Origin of the sequence: Paenibacillus chondroitinus NBRC 15376, assembly GCF_004000765.1 — a bacterium.
In the GTDB taxonomy this organism is placed as follows: Bacteria; Bacillota; Bacilli; order Paenibacillales; family NBRC-103111; genus Paenibacillus_E; species Paenibacillus_E chondroitinus.
The window spans coordinates 475,163-497,142 of sequence record NZ_BILW01000002.1 but is presented as its reverse complement, the minus strand read 5'-3'; the positions used below and the strand labels follow the sequence as shown (position 1 = coordinate 497,142).

The 21,980-nt window shown below is 46.4% G+C and carries 13 protein-coding genes; 11 read left to right on the top strand and 2 right to left on the bottom strand.

Annotated features, from left to right (window positions below; genetic code table 11):
- The first annotated feature begins 55 nt into the window (after positions 1 to 55).
- Both PCH02S_RS04580 and PCH02S_RS04575 read left to right on the top strand, forming a co-directional pair.
- Entirely contained in the window at positions 56 to 3,100 is a 3,045-nt protein-coding gene (locus PCH02S_RS04580) for a glycoside hydrolase family 2 TIM barrel-domain containing protein (protein WP_127450491.1), read from the top strand.
- A 980-nt stretch (positions 3,101 to 4,080) separates the two neighbouring features.
- Complete coding sequence (locus PCH02S_RS04575) at positions 4,081 to 8,037, top strand: PA14 domain-containing protein (protein WP_127450489.1); 3,957 nt, start codon at positions 4,081 to 4,083, stop codon at positions 8,035 to 8,037.
- A gap of 229 nt (positions 8,038 to 8,266) precedes the next feature.
- Here the strand turns inward: PCH02S_RS04575 and PCH02S_RS04570 are convergent, their stop codons facing one another.
- Positions 8,267 to 8,914 carry a peroxiredoxin-like family protein gene (locus tag PCH02S_RS04570; RefSeq protein ID WP_127450487.1) on the bottom strand — a complete coding sequence of 216 codons (648 nt, stop codon included), beginning with the start codon at positions 8,912 to 8,914 and terminating at the stop codon, positions 8,267 to 8,269.
- Between the two features lie 180 nt (positions 8,915 to 9,094).
- Between PCH02S_RS04570 and PCH02S_RS04565 the strand changes: the two genes are divergently transcribed.
- On the top strand, positions 9,095 to 9,694 hold the full coding sequence (locus tag PCH02S_RS04565) for a TetR/AcrR family transcriptional regulator (protein WP_127450485.1): 600 nt from the start codon (positions 9,095 to 9,097) through the stop codon (positions 9,692 to 9,694).
- Between the two features lie 90 nt (positions 9,695 to 9,784).
- Positions 9,785 to 11,197: an MATE family efflux transporter gene (locus tag PCH02S_RS04560; protein WP_407670026.1), complete on the top strand. Its 1,413-nt coding sequence runs from the start codon at positions 9,785 to 9,787 to the stop codon at positions 11,195 to 11,197.
- Positions 11,198 to 11,227: 30 nt separating this feature from the next.
- On the opposite strand, the gene PCH02S_RS04555 is transcribed toward PCH02S_RS04560, so the two are convergent.
- Positions 11,228 to 12,073 (bottom strand): AraC family transcriptional regulator, encoded by an 846-nt coding sequence (locus PCH02S_RS04555; protein ID WP_164819440.1) that lies wholly within the window; start codon positions 12,071 to 12,073, stop codon positions 11,228 to 11,230.
- Between the two features lie 124 nt (positions 12,074 to 12,197).
- Between PCH02S_RS04555 and PCH02S_RS04550 the strand changes: the two genes are divergently transcribed.
- The 7 genes from PCH02S_RS04550 to PCH02S_RS04520 all read left to right on the top strand — a co-directional run bounded on the left by PCH02S_RS04550 (position 12,198) and on the right by PCH02S_RS04520 (position 21,959).
- Entirely contained in the window at positions 12,198 to 13,391 is a 1,194-nt protein-coding gene (locus PCH02S_RS04550; protein WP_127450479.1) for a Gfo/Idh/MocA family protein, read from the top strand.
- 17 nt (positions 13,392 to 13,408) lie between these two features.
- On the top strand, positions 13,409 to 14,236 hold the full coding sequence (locus PCH02S_RS04545) for a sugar phosphate isomerase/epimerase family protein (protein ID WP_127450477.1): 828 nt from the start codon (positions 13,409 to 13,411) through the stop codon (positions 14,234 to 14,236).
- Positions 14,237 to 15,029: 793 nt separating this feature from the next.
- Positions 15,030 to 16,853, top strand: a complete 1,824-nt coding sequence (locus PCH02S_RS04540; RefSeq protein ID WP_127450476.1) for a sensor histidine kinase — start codon at positions 15,030 to 15,032, stop codon at positions 16,851 to 16,853.
- Complete coding sequence (locus PCH02S_RS04535) at positions 16,846 to 18,366, top strand: response regulator transcription factor (protein WP_127450474.1); 1,521 nt, start codon at positions 16,846 to 16,848, stop codon at positions 18,364 to 18,366. Before PCH02S_RS04540 ends, PCH02S_RS04535 begins: the two co-directional genes overlap by 8 nt.
- Before the next feature lie 156 nt (positions 18,367 to 18,522).
- Complete coding sequence (locus tag PCH02S_RS04530) at positions 18,523 to 20,001, top strand: ABC transporter substrate-binding protein (protein ID WP_127450473.1); 1,479 nt, start codon at positions 18,523 to 18,525, stop codon at positions 19,999 to 20,001.
- 72 nt (positions 20,002 to 20,073) lie between these two features.
- Positions 20,074 to 21,012, top strand: coding sequence for an ABC transporter permease (locus PCH02S_RS04525; RefSeq protein ID WP_127450471.1), 939 nt, complete (start codon positions 20,074 to 20,076; stop codon positions 21,010 to 21,012).
- 29 nt (positions 21,013 to 21,041) lie between these two features.
- Positions 21,042 to 21,959, top strand: a complete 918-nt coding sequence (locus PCH02S_RS04520; RefSeq protein ID WP_127450469.1) for a carbohydrate ABC transporter permease — start codon at positions 21,042 to 21,044, stop codon at positions 21,957 to 21,959.
- Positions 21,960 to 21,980 lie beyond the last annotated feature (21 nt).

Genomic DNA, 21,980 nt, shown 5'->3' with positions numbered 1-21,980 from the left:
ATAGCAGTCAAAATAGAGGTGTGATTCCAGTTTTATTTCTCAGGAGGCATTATTCATGAAACAATCGGTACCAAGCCTTGATTGGCTGCAAGATGTGCGTGTATTTCGAGTCAACAGGTTGGATGCTCATTCCGACCACCGTTATTATCGATCGATGGCTGCTGCTGAAGCAGGCGCATCCATGGACATGAGGCATAGCTTGAATGGCAGCTGGCAGTTCAGTTACGCGCCAAACACAGCGAGCCGTGTGCAATCTTTCTATCAATTGGATTATAACTGCAGCAGTTGGGAACATATCCAAGTGCCGGGACATATTCAGCTGCAGGGCTGGGGACAGCCGCAGTATGTGAATACGATGTACCCTTGGGATGGCGTAGAGGCACTGCGTCCTCCATTCATCTCGCAAGAACATAATCCCGTGGGCAGCTATGTGAAAAATTTCCAACTCCCTGACACGATGAAAGGAAAACCGGTTTATATCTCCTTCCAAGGTGTTGAATCAGCTTTCTACGTATGGCTTAACGGGGAATTCGTCGGTTATAGCGAAGACAGTTTTACGCCTTCAGAATTTGATCTTACGCCTTATATTCGCGAAGGTGAAAATAAGCTGGCCGTTGAGGTTTATCAGAGAAGTACAGGAAGCTGGCTGGAGGATCAGGATTTCTGGCGGTTATCCGGTATTTTCAGAGATGTATACTTATATACGGTTCCTAAGGTGCACGTATGGGATCTGCGCGTAAAGGCAGACTTGGATGATGCGTATGTGGAAGGATTGCTTGAAATTGATCTTGACCTCCGAGACGCTCATGCGAAAACAGCGAGTGCCAAACTTGAATTAAAAGATGCCAAAGGGCAGGCGATTCTCACAGAATCGGGTGAATTCCGAAATGGAAAGCTGTCTTTCAACCTCGCTGCGGGCATTGTTCAACCATGGAGTGCGGAAAATCCATATTTATATACGGCTTGTATCTCGATCTATGATGAGAACGGAAATTTGGTCGAGGCGATCGTGCAGAAAACCGGCTTCCGTCGCTTTGAAATGAAAGACAAGCTGATGTGCTTGAATGGCAAGCGAATCGTATTCAAAGGTGTAAACCGACATGAATTCAACAGCCGCAGCGGACGAGCCATCACGAAGCAGGATATGCTGTGGGACATTCAAACGCTGAAACGCAGCAATATCAATGCGGTCCGGACTTCCCATTACCCGAATCAGACCTTATGGTATGAGTTATGTGACGAGTATGGCGTTTATGTCATCGACGAGATGAATTTGGAGACGCACGGCTCGTGGCAAAAAATGGGGGCTGTCGAGCCTTCGTGGAACATTCCGGGCAACGATATGCAGTGGCAGGACATCGTGCTTGACCGGGCGATTTCGATGGTCGAGCGCGATAAAAATCATCCTTCGATTCTCATCTGGTCATGCGGAAACGAATCGTATGCCGGTCAAGTGATTTTGAATGTAGCCGACTACTTCCGTGAGACGGACCCAGGCCGACTCGTTCACTATGAGGGCGTATTCCATAATCGTGATTATGACGCTACAAGCGACATGGAGAGCAGAATGTATGCCAAGCCTGCGGACATTGAAGCATATCTCAACAGCCAACCTGGCAAACCATATATCAGCTGCGAATATATGCACGCGATGGGCAATTCCGTCGGAGGGCTTCATAAGTACACGGAGCTGGAAAACAAATATCCGATGTATCAAGGCGGCTTTATTTGGGATTATATCGATCAGGCGATTATGAAAAAAGATCGGTATGGCCGTGAGTTTTTGGCCTATGGCGGGGATTTCCAAGACCGTCCTACGGATTACAGCTTTTGCGGAAATGGACTGGTATTCGCTGATCGTCAGCTGACGCCTAAGATGCAGGAAGTTAAATTCCTTTATCAGAATATCAAGTTGGAGCCTACAAGAAGCCATATTAAAATAATTAACGAAAATCTATTTGTGAATACAGATTCGTATGTGCTTGAATATCGCCTTTATCATGAAGGCATAGAAATTGGTAATGGGTTTAAGGATGTTGCCGTTGAAGCGCAGAGTGAAAGCATCATTCCGATCGAGCTGCCAGACGTGAATGGGCAATCAGGCGAATATTGCATTCAGGCTTCATTAGTGCTCAAAGAGTCTGCGATTTGGGCTGACGCCGGGTTTGAGACGGCATTTGGCCAATCCACTTTCATCGTAGAAGCAACCGGTCAAAACGAACAACCTGCCGGTGAAGTCAACGTGGTAGAGGGAGACGTCAATATCAGTGTCACTGGGAAAGGATTCGCCGTTATTTTCTCGAAGCAGGTCGGATCGCTTGTTTCGCTTAGATATCATGGTCGTGAGATGATTGCGATACCCCCGGCTCCATTATTCTGGCGGGCAACCACAGACAACGATAAAGGTACCGCAATGGGCTATACAGCCGGCGCTTGGTACGCCTCGAGTCTGGCACGTAAATGTGTCAGCACAGAGTTGAAGCAAGAGAAAAGCTCGGCAACGGTTGCCTTTGAATACAGATTCAGCATTAGCTCTGAAGTCAGCGTTCGTATTGCTTATACGGTGCATGCGGATGGAACCATTCGGATTCACACGAATTACAAAGGAGCAGCAGGTCTGCCGAATCTTCCGATACTTGCCGTTTCCTTCAAAATGTCGGCTGATTATAACCAGTCCGAATGGTACGCAATGGGACCTGAGGAGAACTATAGCGATCGCAGCTTTGGAGCTCGTTTAGGAATCTTCAGCCGTCAGGTTGATCAATTGCCGACACCGTACCTCGTTCCGCAGGAATCCGGTAATCGAACTGGTGTTCGCCGTGTGAATGTGACGGATGTGAAGGGGAATGGCCTTATGATTAAAGCTGACCCGCAAGCCCCGGTAGAATGCAACTTGTCTCCTTATACGGCATTTGAGCTTGAGCATGCTGACCATGCTTGGGAGCTGCCGGATGTTCATTATACGGTTGTAACAGTTGCCGGCAAACAGATGGGTGTCGGTGGCGACGACAGCTGGGGAGCTCCTGTTCACGAGGAATATCAGATTCCGGCTGATCAAGAGATCTCGTTCGAGTTTGTTATTGCTAGTGCAGGAAACTAGTTATTTGAAAAAAGTCCAAGACACTTGTCTTGGGCTTTTTTGTCCCCTGGCGTGAGGTGAGCAATTTGCTTGGCATGATTGCATCGCGCCAAGAGACTAACCCGCTCAGCATGCTCGCCTCGCACCAAGTAATCATACCCATGCCTCATTACCGCTTAGCGCTCGGCCCCTCGCTCCCATGTCTATGTTGTAGAAAGTACACTATAGAACAGCTTTAACCCCCACAACCACACTCTTCCTTGCACAAAGTACAACGAATTCTATGCAAATAACGCAAAAACAGCGCTATCCTGCCCAAATCGTTGTACTTTGTACAACGTAGAAGGCTACAGCGGCCGATCTGGAGCCTTAATATTGCACAAAATGCAATATAGCGATGGCAGTGGCCATTGCTTACGGTTGACATTGGATTTCTTCCAATGTCACACACAGCCACAACGCGTCTGTGCCGCGCAAATAGCGGGAAAGCTGCACTATCCTTGCTCGTAGTTTTTGGAAGGGAACTACAGTCCTCTATTTCCTGCAAATTTACTATTTTCCATTTCAAAGGGAACTACAGTCCACTATTTTTCCAATTTTACGCGAATAACAGGTCATGGAGGCTAAATAAGATCCTGTAGTTCCGCTCGGTAAGGAAAACAGCTCATTTCCTACAAATAGAGTACCCTAGTTCCTCTAAGCAAAACCCTCGTTCAACTTTTATGCAAATCGCAGGGGGAGGGAGTAGTTACTGCATAGCGAACAGTCTGAATAGACGGCAGCCAGGTCTAATGCGATGTGCCCCTCATAATAGATTGCCATAAAATTACAAGAAATGCCTGAAATCTGTAAATACAAACAGCTAGATGGACATATATGCTTGATATGCGCTCACTTTTGATTTGAGGGTAATGCCAAGTTGAAAAGGAGAGGAGGCATATGCAAGAAGACTCGTTTTATAACCTGTAAATCCAGTAATTCAAAAGAGGAGAATTGTACAAATGAAAACGACCAGAAGGCTTGTGCAGTTATTTATCTTTTCTATGCTGATCTGTATGATTCTTCCGCATAGTTTATCCAAAAGCCATGCGGCAGATTCCAATCCCAATGCAACCAATTATGGGTTAAAAGCTGATTATTACAAGAACTCCGGACCCGATGAGTTTAGGTTTGAAAACTTGGTGACGACCGTGGTCGATCCGTACATTAATTTCAGTTCATTGGAAGGTGCATTCACAACGCTGGTAGGGCAAAACGATCGCGTGAATGTGAGATGGACAGGACAAATTACACCTGAATTCTCTGAAAATTATACGTTCTGGATGATTGGTGACAACGGCTTCAGACTATGGATCGACAACAAACTAATCATTGATCATTGGGTTAATGACTGGGATAAGGAGCAAACAAGCAGTCCAATTGCCTTGGTAGCCGGCAAGAAATACGACATTAAAGTGGAGTATTTCGAGAATGACGGCGGGTCCAATTTGTATCTAAGATGGGGCAGCCCAAGTGTGCCGAAGCAAATCGTACCTGCAACAGCTTTCACGCTGCCTGCCGATTTTGAGAATAGCGGGCCTGTTGCCGGATCGGTTCTCCCTGATGGTTTGCATGCCGAATTCACATTTGCGGAGGCGTTAGCGGAGCTAGGCAGCGATGCGAGCAAGCAACTTTCGGCTAATGTGCTCGGGAAGGATTGGCCGATCAAATCGGCGGTTTTAAAGTCAGGTGATCCGAAAACGATTCAGCTAGAGTTTGAATATCCTATGTATTATCAAGATGCCCCGATGGCCAATATCGGGTATACAGGAGGAGGCGCTCTTGTTTATGCAGCAAGCAGCAAGCCACTCAAAGATTTTTATCTTGCAATCAAAAATAACTCCACCTATCAGATTGAAACGCCGTGGGCAAGCCAAGTCGATTCGAACAATCCGCTGCCGGATTATCCAAGACCGCAGATGGTTCGTGATGAGTGGCTCAACCTGAACGGGAAATGGGAATTCCAGCCCGCCAAGCAAGGGGACGCCCTTCCAACAGGTCAAACGCTGAAGGAGAACATCACGGTACCGTTTGCCGTGGAGTCCCGGCTTTCAGGCATTCAACGCCAAGAGCAGCTGATGTGGTACAAGCGAAATTTCACGGTGCCGCAAAATTGGAATGGCCAGCATGTGAAGTTGAATTTTGGCGCAGTGGATTACGAGACGGACGTCTATGTGAACGGAACAAAGGTAGGAAGCCATAAAGGCGGCTACACGTCATTCAGTTTCGATATAACAAGTCAGTTGAAACCCGGGGAAAATGAATTGATTGTTCACGTACTCGATTATACGGATACCCAAGGGGATCAAATCAAAGGAAAGCAAACCGTTGTACAACCAGGAGGCATCTGGTATACGTCGGTGTCCGGGATCTGGCAAACCGTTTGGCTGGAGCCTGTCGCTAGCGCAAGCATTGACCGGATGAATATGGTGCCGGATATCTGGAATGGCCAGTTGAAGCTGACCGTTGATGCGGTAAATGGGACAGGTAAAACCGTAGAGGCTATAGCACTAAAAAATGGCGTTGAAGTCGGTCGCGTTAGCGGAAACGCTGGCACTGAATTGCAGCTTCCGGTACCGAACGCGAGATGGTGGACACCGGACGATCCGTTTCTCTACGATCTCAAAGTGTCTTTGAAGGATGGCGGAACGATCATCGATAACGTTGACAGTTACTTTGGAATGCGAGAAGTGAAATTGGGAAAAGTCGATGGCATCCAACGCCCATTGCTGAATGGGAAATTCGTTTTTCAAATGGGAACTTTGGATCAAGGGTATTGGCCGGATGGCCTGTATACAGCGCCAACGGACGAGGCATTGAAATTCGATATTGAAGCCGAGAAGCGGATGGATATGAATATGATCCGCAAACATATTAAGATTGAACCGGCCCGTTGGTACTACTGGGCAGATAAGTTGGGACTTCTCGTTTGGCAGGACATGCCAAGTGGAACCAGCAGAGATGTATCGGCTCAACCGCAATATTACAAAGAATTCGATGAAATGGTTAAGCAATTGCAGAATTCTCCTTCCATCATTGTCTATATTGTTTTTAATGAAGGGTGGGGGCAATTCGACAATGGTGGCGACTATACCCGAGAGGCAATTGCACATGCGATAAAAGCAGATCCAACTCGCCTCATTAATGGAGTTACCGGTTGGTATGATGCCGGAGGCGGGGCCAATGAGTCCAAAGCAGGCCATTTCCTGGATTGGCACAAGTATCCAGCACCTGAGTCGCCGACACCTTCGGACTATCGGGCAGCCACGCTTGGCGAGTATGGGGGCGTAGGACTTCGCGTGCCAGGGCATGAATTCAGTCCTTTGACCGTGTATGCCGGACTCGCGATGAACACGAAAGAAGAGTTAACGGATCAGTATATTCGTTATATTAACACGATCAAAACACTCAAAGATAAACCTGGACTTAGTGCGGCTGTATACACCCAAATCTCGGATGTCGAATACGAAATCAATGGATTATTAAGCTATGACCGCAAAGTGGAAAAGGTTGACTTCGCTCGCGTTGCCGCAGCACATAGGGAATTAATCGGGAGCAGCAATAAGTCCGATCTCCTAACCAGCATTCAAACGGCGAAGCAACTTCGCGATAACGCCGTTGTAGGCGATGGACCGGGACAGTATAAGCAGCAAGTCGTGAATCTTTTCTCAGCGGCCATTGTAAACGCACAAGCTGCGTATGACAATGAACAAACTACCGCTGACGGCATTAAAACAGCGATAGCTGCGCTGGATGCAGCCACGAAGCAATTCCTAGATAGAGCGAATAATCCGCTGCCTTTTGTTGATACGTTTGATGATCGGAATGCGGATGGTTGGACGACCTATGGCGGTGAGTGGAGTGCTGCTAAAGGCAACTACACCGTGATTAACGGTGAAGGTTATAAAGCTGTGGCTAACGATACGAAATTCAAGGACTTCACTTATGAAACGGATATTTCCATGAGTGCCAGCCCTAATTTAGCTAATGCCGGCGTCATATTCAGAGTGAATAATCCAACAGTTGGAACGGATAACTTGCAAGGATATTATGCGGGCATTACATTAGCAGGTCGAGTACAGTTGGGTAAACTGAATAACAATTGGACAGAACTGGCGAATCAAGCGCTCCCTTCGATCACCGTAGATACGGTTTATCGATTAAAGGTTGTAGCGAAGGGACCAAACATTGATGTTTATGTAGATGATAAGCTCGTGGCTAGTGCGGTTGACGGTACCTACACAGAAGGTGCTATTGGGGTTCGCACATACAAGGCTAACGCAACGTTCGATAACATTCGTGTGACTGAGATGGAAGATGCGGTACAGCCGAACATGACGTTAGACGGAGCAAGCCTTGTCAATGAAGGTTCGACGTTCGCGGTGAAGCTTGGTGTATCCAGTGTTACAAACTCGGTCTACGGATTAGATGTTACGTTGAAGTATCCGGCCGATTTGTTCGAACTGCAGAAGGTAGACTCGGCTGCAGACGCTATTGCCGTTGTTCATTATGTCGATGATCACAAGGGCAGCGTTCGCATGGTGCTTGCGAATATCGGGGGAGATGATCGAAGCAAGCATGAAACGCCGCTTGTTACGCTGCAATTGAAAGCGAAGGGTTCTCCGAATTCCTCAGGAAACATCTCGGTGCTCAAAGCCATTTTGGCCGATGAAAAAGGGGTGGAGACAGAAGCCGTGCTTGCTGAGCTTACGGTGAGCATTGAAGGTTATGTCTCGGATGGCGACTTGAACCATGACAGTAGATATTCAATTGGTGATTTGGCAATCCTTGCTACTCATTATGGGAAAAATAGCAGCAGCCCGGACTGGAATATTGCTAGAGCAGCAGACTTAAATGGCGATGGCAAAGTAGATGTTGAAGATCTGGCGAAAATGGCCCAGAAGGTATTGAGTCAATAAGAAGAATGGAATCATGGCTTTTTTAGCATGATTCCATTTTTTTTATTTGGAGGGAACTACAGTCCGTTATTTACATGAAAAAGCACGTTTGCACAAATTATGGGAACTAGTGTTCGCTAATTTGTCAGTTTTCATCTAAAAACGCGCAATGGAGGGCAAATAGGATCCTGTAGTTCCGCTTAGACAGGAAACTGCTCGTATTTCTCCAAACAGAGGATGCCAGTTCCATTCAGTCGAGCTTTTTCAATAGATCGATCATTTCCTGTGGCTCCGCCCGATTCATGAAATCGGGATCGACGCTGGCATAACGGAGGATACCTTGCCTGTCAATGAGGTAAGTCGCCGGAACCGGCAGCAGCCAGCGGTCGCTTGCATTGAACTTGGCGAGATCCCGTCCAAGTATGTCTGTAAACGTATTTTGAAGATAAGCAGGCAGTTCAAATAAAAGGTTGTAACTGTCAGCGACACGGCCGTTCGGATCGCTTAGCACATGGAACGTAAGCTGCTCTTTTTCCATCTGAGATAGCGAGTTGTCGGGGCTTTGCGGAGAGACGGCAATCAGTTGGCCGCCGATCTTTTGAATTTCAGGCAGCAACTGCTGGTAAGCTCTAAGCTGGACATTGCAGAATGGGCACCATCCGCCCCGGTAAAAGATGAGAATAACCGGGCCGTTGGCAAGCTCGTTATAAAGGTTTATTTGCTCTCCGAGCGGATTGGCTAATGTAAAGTCGGGGGCTTGATCCCCCTCGTTCAGACCATAAACGATACCGGATTGCTGCTGCTCCTGGATATGGCGAAAAATATTTTCTTGAGCCAATGCAGGCACTTTCGCGATAAAACCTGATTTGGTTTGTTCCAATTGTTCGTTCATCGACATCGGACAACGCTCCCTTTTGAATGGAATTTTGGTGCTTCAATTTGGATTCATATTGGGCCTCACGCAACATAAAATACCGATTGGTATCTTTTAATTGTAGCATACATCCAATAAATGGCAATGGATCACGCGAAAAATTTGCTATAATGAATTATCGACTACGGTTTGTACGGAGGGCTTATGAAAAAAGGAGATAGAACCAGGGAACACATCATCATGAAATCTGCTGAACTTTTTAATCAACAAGGATATGCGGGTTCATCGTTAAACGATATTATTGCCGCCACCGGCATTAAGAAGGGAGGCATCTATCGCCACTTTAGCAGTAAAGACGAAATTGCCCTTGAAGCCTATCAATATGCGGCAAGTACAGTCGGCAGGAGATTTACCGAAGCTATGGATAAAGAGGAGTCTGCCTCGAGCCGATTGCTCGCTTTTTTCCATGTCTATGAAGACGTTGCGGACAATCCCCCGTTCATCGGCGGGTGTCCCTTGCAGAACACAGCGGTAGAGAGTGATGACACTCATCCGATATTGCGCGATAGAGCGCAGCGTAGCCTTACCACTACTCTGGATATGATGAAGAACATTATTCATGAAGGCATACGATTGGGAGAATTTAAGGGGGATTTGGATGTAGATGCCTTGGCTACGTTTGCCCTTTCCTTATTGGAAGGAGGCATTATGTTGAGCAAGCTAGAAGGCAACAGCAGGCATATGCACAGGAATATGGCCAGCTTCACTTCGTACCTGCAGCAGTGTTGTTTGGATGTTCATTGAACGGCCGCACCTGCTCCCGGCACCTCGAATCATCTCAGGGAATTCGAATCAGCATACTGGGGACTGCGGACAAATACGGATGGGAAGTGAATCATTAGCATGATGGTACGATTTAAGGCTTATTGCCATGCTATTTTAAACAAATATCTTTCAGGGGAATCGATCGATTACCGGCAGGTCATCTCGTTATTTCTGCCGATCCTCATCGACCAAGCCTTCCTTGTTGGCTTAAGTTTGGTGAACACCGCGATGATCAGTTCATCGGGCGTGGCGGCGATCAGCGCCGTAAGTATGGTCGATTCGCTCAACATGTTTTTGGTTAACGTTTTTGTCGCCATAGCGACCGGCGGTACAGTCGTAGTGGCGCAGTATAAGGGCAGCGGGAACGATAAAATGGTTTCCAAAGCAGCGTCCAGCTCGCTTTCAGCGGTCACGCTGGTTGCGGTAGCGCTCAGCCTGCTCGTTCTGCTGTTTTATCATCCCATTCTGAAGGTACTGTTCGGTACGGCGGAGCCGGAGGTGTTCTCCCATGCCGGTACCTATTTGGTGGGCAGCTGTATTTCCTATACCGGGATCGCGATCAAGGAAGCGGTTAACGGAGCGCTTAGAGGGATCGGCAGAACGAGAGTGACCTTGGTGCTGTCTCTGATTATGAACCTCACCTACGTGCTGCTCAATGTCGTATTTGTCCATTATTTGGACATGGGCGTTCTAGGATTGAGCGTGGCTGTGAATATTTCCCGGTATGTAGCCGCAGGTTGCGCATTATTCTATCTGCTGCGGATGGATGCCAGCCTGCGAATTCAACTTCAGGATGTACTCGAATGGAATTTCTCCATGTTTAAGAAAATCATGTTCATTGGGCTGCCTTTCGCAGCGGAGCAGTTATTTTTTAACGGGGGAAAAATGTTAACCCAAATCTATATCGTCAGCCTGGGCACCTATGCGATTGCAACTAACGCCATCAGTTCGGTGATCGCCATGCTGCTGCAAATCCCTTCCATTGCCTTGTCTACTGCGTTAGTCACGGTGGTAGGGCAATGTATCGGGAGGCGCAATATTCAGGATGCCCGCAAGTTTACAAGGTCGTTCATGTGGCTGTCATCAGGCGCCCTCTTATTAATGGGGCTGCTGTTACTTCCGTTTTTTAATCCGCTTGTAAAAATGTTCAGCCCTCCGGCAGAGATTATGGACGACCTGTATCTCATTATGCTGGTCAATTTCTTAGCTCAAATTCCGTTATGGTCGATCAGTTTTCTGCTGCCAGGGGCACTGCGAGCTGCGGGGGATTCACGCTTCACCTCGATCTCATCGATGCTGACCATGTGGTTGTTCCGGGTTGTGCTCGGCTATGTGTTTGGCATCACCCTGGGTTACGGCGTTATCGGGGTTTGGGCGGCTATGCAATTGGAATGGGGCGTGCGCGGGGCGGTTTTCCTCTGGCGCTACTATGGCGACAAGTGGTATAAACACCGTTTGATCGAGCCGACGGGCGGGAAATAAACCGGGAAATAAGCCCCATTCCATCCGGGGTCATTTGAGAGCTTGTTTGCTCGCGTAATACTTGGGCAGCACGCCTACTTTTTTCTTAAACATGCGCAGGAAGCCAGTGTAATCATTAAAACCTGACCCCATGCAGGCTTCGGTTACGTTGTAACCATCTGCGAGCATTTTTTTGGCAAGCGCAATCCGCTTGTAGATGATGTACTCATGGATGGTGCTGCCAGTATGTTTTTTAAAAAGTCGGCTTAGATGGTATTTGCTGATAAAAAACATTTTCTCCAGCCGTTCAAGGGTCAAATCTTCCGTGAGATGTTGATCCAGATACGCCAGGATGGGGCTCAATCTTTTCGGCAAATCCATGCCGTTTTCGTTAGCTTTGTTGGTATAAAAGAACCGATGAACCAGAACAAGAATTTCAATTAAACAGCCAAGTCTCACGAGGGAATCCCCTGGGAATGGATGGTTGATGATGTCATTATATTTCGTAAATAAATCAAGCAAGGCGGATGACTGTTGTTCGCTAAGCTTGATTTTGTTTTTTTCACCGGCGGGACGATCATAGAAGCATTGAAGCGGTTTCAAGTCTTCGGTTTGAAAGAGAGCAATCAGAGCCGGATTAAATTCAATCGTTACACGTTCATATAAATCGTCTGTTGTGAGTGCAGGTTTATGAATTTCATGCTCATTGGTAATGATCAGATCACCGAATTCCAGGGGATACATCGTCTTGTCAACGAAATAGTTCACATCACCCCGGATTAAAAAAAAGATCTCACAGCCCTGATGCAAATGAAAATGCACATTAAACGGGGCTGTTCGAATGGCATGACGGAATTTAACATGTTCATCAAACTGTTCCAAGTAATCCGAAATCATGATAATGGCCTCCTGTGATGAGAGCAAGTTTATCCACTTTTGAGGCAATTTCATCAAGGAAGTGGTAATTGTAATGATATAGGATGATAGTGTGATATTCAATAGATTTGGGAGGGAACTACCTATGAGTGAGCAAAAAATCAAATTTGGACTTGTTGGCATTGGGAATATTGGAAATACGCATTTGAAGTATTTGAGTGAGATGGATAATGTAGCGCTTGTGGGCGTTTGTGATGTAGATAAAGAAAAGGCCGATTTGAATGCTAAAACGTATGGTACGACGGCTTATTACGATGTCTTGGATTTATTGGACAACTCCGGGCTGGATGTCATCATTATCGCAGTTCCCCATTACGATCATCCATACATTGCCATTGAGGCTTTCAAGCGGGGAATTCATGTTATGTGCGAGAAACCGATCGCGGTTCATGTCAATGATGCCAACCGCATGATTGACGCTTATGAATCCGCTAAAGAGACATATCCGGGTCTCCAGTTTGCCATTATGTTTCAAGAAAGAACGCTGCCATTTTATGCAAAACTTAAAGAAATTGTGGCAAGCGGAGAGTTGGGCCAACTTACTCGCGCTACTTGGATTCATACCAAATGGTTCCGCTCCCAGTCTTATTATAATAGCGGTGGATGGCGTGCGACATGGGCCGGTGAGGGCGGCGGCATCCTGACGAATCAGTGTCCGCACACACTCGATATGTACCAATGGCTGTTCGGGCTGCCTTCGCTGATTTCCGGTCATGCGCATATCGGTAAATATCATGACATCGAAGTTGAGGATGAAGTAACCGCTTACTTTGAACATTCAAACGGGATGATCGGGCATTTGATTGTGACGACAGCTGAGCTGCCGGGAACCAACCGCCTGGAAATCGTCGGCGATACCGGTAAACTCGTGTTGGAGAACGGGAAGCTGCTTCACTATAAATATGAGCAATCCATGCTCACGTTCACGAGAGAAACGGAGCAAAAGTTTGCCACTTGGCAGATTGAACCGGAGGAAGTTGAAGTGGATGAGAATGCTCCTAATGGCCATCATGTCGTAACTGGCCGTTTGGTTGACCGTCTCTTGGGCAAGGAGATTGACTTGATTGCTGAAGGTCCAGAGGGACTGGGCTCTTTGACGCTGGCTAATGGCATCATGCTGTCCTCCTTCCAGAAGCGCCCTGTTGAAGTTCCAATTGACGGCGATGCTTTCCAATCTCACTTGGACGAACTGATCAAATCCTCTACATTTGTGAAAAAAGTCGTTACAGAGTCTAAGACGCAAGAAGATATGTCAGCTTCTTTCGGCAGCAGCAAATAAAAAAAGGAGAGATGGCCATGCTTAAAGCAAAAATCACTTGTTTCGCCGATGAAATCTCGCAGGATTTGGAAGAACAGTTAGACGTGCTGCAGCAAGAGGGAGTCTCCTATATCGAGCTGCGGAATGTATGGGGCAAAAATGTCTTGGAGTTAAATGATGAGGAGCTCTCCTCCATTCGTCAAATATTGAAAGATCGCGGTTTTCAGGTATCTTCCATTGCTTCTCCCATCGGTAAATATCCGGTTGCGGAAGAGTTTGGTCCCCAAGTACAAGCGGTTCAGAAGGCGATTCATGCTGCACACGTGTTAGGAACCCCGTACATTCGTATATTTTCCTACCACCCGCCCGAAAATGCGGATCTCGATACGTGCAGAGATGAAGTGCTGCGTAGAATGAAGCAATTAACAGAAATTGCAGTACAGAACAACGTTGTCCTCATTCTTGAGAATGATAATAACTTGTACGGAACGTCGGATGAACGTTGTTTGGAAATTTTACAGCATTGCGCGTCCGATTCCCTGCGTATGGCTTTTGACCCAGGTAACTTTGTTAAGAATGATATTAAACCGATGCAGGATGCGTATCCGAAACTCCAAACTTATACGGATTACATTCATATTAAGGATGCTACATTCGAACCGAAGCTATTTGTTCCTGCAGGAGCGGGAGACGGAGAGGTGGATACACTGCTGCTGTCTCTAAAAGAGAGAGGCTACGACGGATTTCTGTCTGTAGAGCCGCATTTACAGCATTACATGCCGCACGCGAGTAATCCTAAACGTGTTGTCACTGCGGTCCGCGCGCTCAAGCAGCTGCTTGAACGGGCGGAATACCAGTGGGAGTAAAGTATTCATAAGAAGTTAGAAAAATAGAGCTCAATCCATTTGGATTGGCTCTTTTTTAGATTTATATGTTTTGGGTTGAGTGAAAGCTCAACCTTTAGTTAATTTTTTTGTTGAAATCTAAGTATGGAATCGAATCTACTGAAACCAATATTTTTCGTTGTAAAGACGGCTGTGCAGCAAAGTTGAAGGACTACGTTGCATTATATACAACGTAATGGTGTGGTCAGACCGCGATGGCGGTCTTTCGTTGCACATCATACAACCATTTGCTGCAAAAGGTGAAGTGTAAGCGGTTTAAATGCAACAATCGTTGTATGATGTGCAATATAGTGGCGACGTGAGACCCCTTTACGGCCAATTGGTTGCACAAAATACAATATAGCTGTCACAGTCGCTGTGATCGCTCCAGCGGTTCCTCCCTGAGGGGAACTACAGGGCTCTATTTCATCGAAATAGGCTCCTCTTCACGTGGAGGGGAACTGACGTCCTCTATTTGTCCGTTTTCTTGCAGAAATCGGGGTTAGGCGGTCAAATAAAGCCCTGCAGTTCCGCTTGGACGCGGAAACGGACTTAATTTGTTAGAATAGCGCTCTGTAGTTCCTCCAAGTGGCCAGCCAGCCAGCATACCTCTCCTATGAGGATGCCTCCTCCGCCAAATGTCTCAGTAACAGGGGGCGCGGCGAAAAGTCCGTGTGGGTAAAAGCATAGCAATTGCCGGCTCAATCGCCGGTTTTCCTGTGCGCCTCCCGACATGTTATAATGAACCCGATTAACAGCAGGAGATGATGGTCGGATGGGGTTCATGAAAGTTTATCTAGCCTACTTGAAAAATAATTTATTCATGAGACTGCTGCTCCTATTCTCACTCATTACGATTATTACGATTATTTCCTTTTCTTTTTACATGTATCACTCGATGTCGCAAGCCGCGATCAACCGTGAGCTGGATATACAAAAGAAGGCCATGATGAACGTTAATAATTATTTGGGACAGAAGTATGACTCGGCACAGTCCATTTTATTCGGGTTATATCGGGATAGCTCGCTGGCCGCGGGCGTATCCTTCATGCTGCAGCACCCGTTTCAAGAATATGTGCAGCATAGCCTTGAACAAAATAATTTGGGTGGAAACAGCACATGGAATGATGGTTTGGAGTATTTCAAAAACCACTTGGAAGATGACGAGGATATTCGCAATATCATGTTGTACAGCGTGGAGCAGCAGGACTTGTACGTTCTGAGCCACAACCGGCCGATGCGGCTCATATCCGCGAACGCGGCGCACTCCTATATTCCGGAAGTGATGGCGCTCGACAGCAAGAGTGTCACGCTTCCGAATATTTGGGTGCGCGAAGCCGCGGATCAGTGGGATAACCATCTATATGCCGTGCGGACGCCGATCAATGATAAACAAACGTTGAAAAACATTGGTCAACAACTTGTTTATTTCAGTTCGGACAGCATTTGGAAAGTGTTATCCGATGAGCAGAAGGATCTGAAAGGGGCGATTCTCGTCCTGTCGTCAGAAGGCGGCGTCCTGTTCGACTCCTCAGATCAGTATTATGGCAAGCCTTATCCGTACATGGATCAAGTGAATGCGATGTATGAGCACAGCGAGATGAATAATAACAATTATGTGACGAAGCTTACGCAAAATAAAGGTGATTTTATCGTCGTCGGCCTGATGCCCAAAGAGGAGCTTTCCGCTTCTTCGTGGCGAATCGGGAGCACGATTTTTTCAATTAGCGCCGTGTGTATTGCTATCGCGATCCTGCTGCCATCATTGGTCGTGCTGAATGTCGCCAAGCGAACGAACCTGATTATCCGCTTTACCCGGAAGGTCAAACAAGGCGATTTGACAGCACGGATTCAGGACGCTCGGGAGGACGAGCTGGGACAGATTTCCCGCAGCTTTAACGAGATGATCGATGAGCTGAACCAATATATCGACCGCGTATATAAGGCGGATATTAAGCAGAAACATACGGAACTAACAGCGCTGCAAGCCCGTGTGAATCCACACTTTTTATACAATACACTGGAAGTAATCCGCATGCGGGCGATATCCCAAGGCGCTCATGACGTTGGCGAAATGATCTACAGCTTATCAGCGTTATTCCGCAGCTTTGTCCAGCAGAAGAAGGTTTACACGTTGAAGGACGAGCTGGAAGCCTGCCGCTTATATTTGGAGTTGTTTCAGATTCGCTACAAAGATAAATTTACGTATACGATCGAATGGGATCGGAAGCTCGCTCCTCTTCGTATCATGAAAATGTCGCTGCAGCCTATTATTGAAAACTATATCGTACATGGGTTGCGAAATGAGAGCACGGACAACGAGCTGCACATTCGAGTCCATCAAATGGAGGAATTCCTGCACGTTCAAGTGACAGACAACGGCAATGGGATAACACCAGAACGGTTGAAAGAGATTGAGCAGCGCCTGCAAATGGAGGAGACGGAAGACGAATCGTTTGGTCTGCGGAGCATTCATCAACGACTGAAGCTTCTCTATGGAAGTAAATATGGCATCGAGCTGCGAAACACGCCTGGGCATGGAACGACCGTAGATGTATGGCTGCCTGCAGACGGCGGGAAGGAGGATTACGATGTTTAGAGTTTTTATCGTGGATGATGAACCATTTATTGTAGAAGGATTGTATGACATTATCGACTGGGCGGAAATGGGGCTGGAGATTGTTGGACATGCCGGCAACGGTCAAAAAGCTCTGGATGCTTTACAGGAAATGACCGTGGACATCCTCTTGACGGATATCTCCATGCCTGTGATGAATGGGTTGGATTTGATTCGGGGTGCCCGGGTTCACCATCCGGATCTGAAAGTCATCGTGCTCAGCGGATTCGATGAATTCAGTTATTTGAAAGAAGGCATGATGCTGGGCATTGAAAATTATTTGCTGAAGCCTATCAATATCAAAGAGCTCAAAGCTACTCTGCATAATACGGTTGAGAAGCTGAATTCTACGAAAGAGACCCGCCTGGTTCAAGCGTACAGCAAGCAAATTCTGAAAGACAACACCTTGCAGCGCTGGCTGACGCATCAGATTGCGCCGACGGAATTCTACGAACGAGCGGAATTGCTGGGCTTCAACTTGAATTGCCCGTATATGGTAGTCTCCGTATTGCGGACGGAAGCCAATGCCGCGGAGGTTTTTGAGACACTCTCGCAGCGGGTGGAGGCACATGACGGGTTCACGTCCTTTTACGATATGGATGGCGATATCGTGCTGCTTGCGGTTATGGATGATGCGGATCGCGGCAGAAAAGCATTAAAAGAGTTGCTTCGACAATTCCAAATCGATCTGCATGATCGTTTACTCCGCATCACGGTAGGCAGTGTTGAACAGCTTCCTGAACAAACAGGAGAGAGTTATGCAAGCGCGAAGAAAGCACAGGAGTATTTCTGGGTGTACCCGGAGCTCTTTCTGATTGATGTTAGCGACTTAGCGTTCCATGAAGGTCATCCTAAGGTGGATTTCTCGATCATAGACTGGGCTAGTTATGCCAAACTGATCGTGGCCAAAGATCTGGAACACTTAAAGCTGCAAATTCAGAGTGATTTCAAGCAGATTCAGGCGCTGCCGGGAATTACGCCGCAGCATTTTCAGGATATTGCTTTTGAGATGGTGATTCATTTCAAAATGGAACTCAAGGCGATCCGCCACACCGAGGAACAGGACGTATACAATCAAGCTTTTCAACAAATCAGAAGCTCCGTGACGCTCGACGATTTGGAAAAGGCGATTCTGGAAGTTGCTGAGATGACGGTCGGATTATTAATCTCTGACGTTCGAAGTCCCATCGTGCAGCAAGTATTAAAATATATTCACGAATCGTACGCGGATGAGCTTTCGCTCAAAATGCTAGGCGCCCACTATCATATTCACCCGGTCTATTTAGGACAGCTGTTTCACAAGGAAATTAACGAGTCGTTTACGGAATATATCAACCGGTACCGGATCGAGAAGGCCAAGGAATTGCTCAAAACAACCCATTTGAAAGTTCATGTCATTGCCAAAGATGTGGGCTATTGGGAAGTCGGTTATTTCTATAAACAGTTCAAAAAGTATGTGGGAATATCCCCGACCGATTATAGAGGACTGCTCTAGGGTAAACTGGAGTGCAGTCCTTTTTTTGTTTTTTCTTTGATTTGTACATGCTTACATTTAATTTATCGTCTATTTGTAAATGCTTTCATAGGTTACTGTAAATATAGCCCCTCGGGCGTTATACAATAGAGCACTGAACAGGGAGGATTCACACAGATGAGCAAGATTAAAAAACGATGGACGGCGACACTTGGACTAACGCTTGCAGCTTCAATGGTACTTAGTGCATGTGGAAGCAAAGATGCTAGCGATACGAATGGGGCGGGAACGCCAGATAAACCGGTAGAGTTGATTTGGTACACGATCGGGACGCCGCAAAAAGACGTTGACCGCGTGATGACGGAAGTTAGTAAATACACAGCTCAGAAAATTGGCGTAACTGTGAAAATGAACATGATCGATTGGGGCGACTATCCGCAAAAGATGCAGGTCATGACCGCTTCCGGTACACCTATGGACATTATGTTCACGTCTTCATGGGCATTTGACTATGTGCAAAACGCGCGTAAAGGCGCTTTCAAATCGATTGATGATCTTCTCCAAAAAAATGGACAAGGGATTGTCAAAGCGTTGGACCCTGCTTTCTTGAACGGCTCTAAAGTTGACGGCCACAACTATGGTGTTCCAGCTAATAAAGAGCTTCCGGCACAAGACGTATGGCGTTTTAACAAAAACCTGCTTGATAAATACAACTTGAAAATCGATAACGTAAAATCCATCGAAAGCTTGGAGCCATTGCTGAAAACGATCAAAGAAAAAGAACCGAATGTTTATGGCTTAGCCGTGGACAAAACGTTCATGCCCTATGTTCCTTATGACTATGTTATTGAAAAAATGCCGATGGCTGTGAAAATCGACAACCCGGATTACAAAGTCGTCAACATTTTGGATACAACGGAAATGAAGCAAGCGCTTCAAGCGATGAACAAATACTACAAAGCGGGATACATCCCGACAGAAGCAGCAACGCTTAGCTCTTTGAACGATGTTCAAGTGACAGGCAAATGGTTCGCGGACAAAGCGACCAACCAACCTTTCGCAGATAACCTATGGTCCGCGAGCTATGGCTATCCTGTTGTTTCCACGCAAGCAAGCCCAGCTTTGATTTACAACTGGTCCGTGATGGGTTCCATGCAAGCGATCTCAGCCAACTCCAAATATCCTGAGAAAGCGATGGAGTTCCTGAACTTGCTGAATACAGATCCGGTTCTGCGCAATATGGTTGACTCCGGTATCGAAGGCGTTCACTACAAAAAAATCGATAACGATAAAATGGAAAACCTGCCGGATTCCAAAAACTATGATATGCCGACTTTCTCACTTGGAAACGTTCTACTGACATACAAAGACAAGAAAGATCCTGAGAATAAATGGGAAGAGTTCAAAAAGTTTAATGACACGGGCGTACCTGCACCGCTTCTTGGTTTCAACTTCGATCCTTCGAAAGTAACAGCTGAAATCGCTGCCGTGCAGAACGTGAAAGAAGAATTCTGGGCTACATTGATGACGGGTACCGTTGATCCTGATAAATTCATTCCTCAAGCTAACGAGAAGTTCAAAGCGGCCGGTCTGGATAAAATCATCGCAGAAGCACAAAGTCAGATCGATGCTTGGAAAGCAGCAAACAAAAAATAAGCTCGAATTCGGATTAGGCGAATGTCACGCATTCGCCTGATCTTTTTAATCGCAAATGTGAGGGGTGGTTTTATGAATAGAATAGGAGCATTTCTAAAAGATGTTAAACAAAGCAAAGTGCTGCTGCTCATGGCATTGCCGGCAACGCTTTGGTTCCTGTTCTTCTCTTATTTACCGATGGCGGGCATGGTGATTGCTTTTAAGCAGTATCGCTATAGCCGAGACGGTTTTTGGGCAAGTATTATGGAAAGCAAATGGGTCGGATTGCAAAATTTCAAGTTTCTTTTCAGTACAAATGATGCCTATATCATTACGCGAAATACACTGCTGTACAATATCGTATTTATTGTTGCAGGTCTCGTGCTCTCAGTGGCGTTAGCCATTGTCTTATCGGAAATTGCCAACAAAAAGCTGGCGAAACTGTACCAAACCGGGATGTTCCTGCCTTACTTTTTATCCTGGGTTATTGTAGGCTACTTCGTATTTAGTTTTCTTAGCTTTGATAAAGGGATGCTGAATCATATTCTTTCGGCGTTCGGAGTTGATCCGATCCGGTGGTATAACGACAAAACGTACTGGCCACTTATTATTATTTTCGTCTATCTATGGAAATCCGTAGGTTATAGCAGTGTTGTTTATTTGGCCGCTATCATGGGGATTGATAAGTCCCTTTATGAAGCTGCGATGATTGACGGTGCCAGCAAATGGCAGCAAATTAAGCACATCACATTCCCGATGCTGAAGCCGCTGATGACCATTCTGACGCTGCTCGCGATCGGGCGTATTTTCTACGCAGATTTCGGATTATTTTTGCAAGTGCCAAGAGATTCAGGAACGCTATATTCGGTAACGAATGTTATCGACACTTATGTTTATCGCGGCCTCAAATCTACCGGTGAAATCGGGATGAGTACGGCAGCAGGTCTCTATCAATCGGTTATTGGTTTCATTCTCGTTATGACATCCAACTATATTGTTCGAAAATTTGATAAAGATAATGCATTGTTCTAAGGAATTGCAGGGAAAGGAGGAACTTTATAATGATAGCAAAACGGATGAAAAGTCGTGATTTTCATAAATTGCCGCCGGTACTTAATATCCTGTTCAACCTCGTCGCAGGGATTTTTGCTTTGGCGTGTGTGTTTCCATTTCTATTTGTAGCGATTATTTCATTTACGGATGAGAAGACGCTAAGTGCGAACGGGTATCGAATCTTTCCTGAAAAGTGGAGTCTGGAAGCCTATCGTTATTTGTTTAAGGCAGGCGATCAATTGCTCATGTCTTACGGAGTCACGATTCTAGTAACGGTTGTTGGTACGATTGTAAGCTTGATATTGACAGCAACATTTGCTTATGCGATTTCAAGAAAAAGCTTTAAATTCCGCAATTTTTTCGGCTTTTTTGCCTTTTTTACGATGTTGTTCAATGGCGGCCTCGTGCCGACTTATATCGTTGTTACGCAATTAATGGGACTTAAGGATTCCTTGTGGGCTCTTGTATTGCCTCTTGCCGGTAATGCCTTCTACATGATGATTATGCGGACTTTCTTCAGCACGTCGGTACCTGATGCGATTATTGAGTCCGGAAAAATCGACGGTGCCGGTGAATTCGGTATTTTCGTCAGATTGGTGCTGCCGCTTTCACTTCCGGGATTAGCAACGATCGGCTTGTTCAGTACGTTAGGTTACTGGAACGATTGGTTCAATGCGCTGCTCTATATCGATTCGCCTAATCTCGTACCGCTGCAATCCATGCTGATGCGGATCGAGAACAGTATGCAGTTTTTGCTGCAAAACACGAGCAATCCTTCGATTGGCGTGGGCTTACTGCAGTCTCTGCCGCAAGATACATCCCGAATGGCGATGGTTGTGCTGGCTACGGGACCGATCATCTTCGCTTATCCGTTTTTCCAACGGTACTTTATTCAAGGTTTGACCATCGGTGCAGTGAAAGAGTAAGACAGACGAATTCATACAACA

Excerpts from the sequence above, each read along its gene's own strand:
- PCH02S_RS04580 (WP_127450491.1), top strand. The coding sequence starts at position 56 with ATGAAACAATCGGTACCAAGCCTTGATTGGCTGCAAGATGTGCGTGTA.
- PCH02S_RS04575 (WP_127450489.1), top strand. The coding sequence starts at position 4,081 with ATGAAAACGACCAGAAGGCTTGTGCAGTTATTTATCTTTTCTATGCTG.
- PCH02S_RS04570 (WP_127450487.1), bottom strand. The coding sequence starts at position 8,914 with ATGTCGATGAACGAACAATTGGAACAAACCAAATCAGGTTTTATCGCG.
- PCH02S_RS04565 (WP_127450485.1), top strand. The coding sequence starts at position 9,095 with ATGAAAAAAGGAGATAGAACCAGGGAACACATCATCATGAAATCTGCT.
- PCH02S_RS04555 (WP_164819440.1), bottom strand. The coding sequence starts at position 12,073 with ATGATTTCGGATTACTTGGAACAGTTTGATGAACATGTTAAATTCCGT.
- PCH02S_RS04550 (WP_127450479.1), top strand. The coding sequence starts at position 12,198 with ATGAGTGAGCAAAAAATCAAATTTGGACTTGTTGGCATTGGGAATATT.
- PCH02S_RS04545 (WP_127450477.1), top strand. The coding sequence starts at position 13,409 with ATGCTTAAAGCAAAAATCACTTGTTTCGCCGATGAAATCTCGCAGGAT.
- PCH02S_RS04540 (WP_127450476.1), top strand. The coding sequence starts at position 15,030 with ATGGGGTTCATGAAAGTTTATCTAGCCTACTTGAAAAATAATTTATTC.
- PCH02S_RS04535 (WP_127450474.1), top strand. The coding sequence starts at position 16,846 with ATGTTTAGAGTTTTTATCGTGGATGATGAACCATTTATTGTAGAAGGA.
- PCH02S_RS04530 (WP_127450473.1), top strand. The coding sequence starts at position 18,523 with ATGAGCAAGATTAAAAAACGATGGACGGCGACACTTGGACTAACGCTT.
- PCH02S_RS04525 (WP_127450471.1), top strand. The coding sequence starts at position 20,074 with ATGAATAGAATAGGAGCATTTCTAAAAGATGTTAAACAAAGCAAAGTG.
- PCH02S_RS04520 (WP_127450469.1), top strand. The coding sequence starts at position 21,042 with ATGATAGCAAAACGGATGAAAAGTCGTGATTTTCATAAATTGCCGCCG.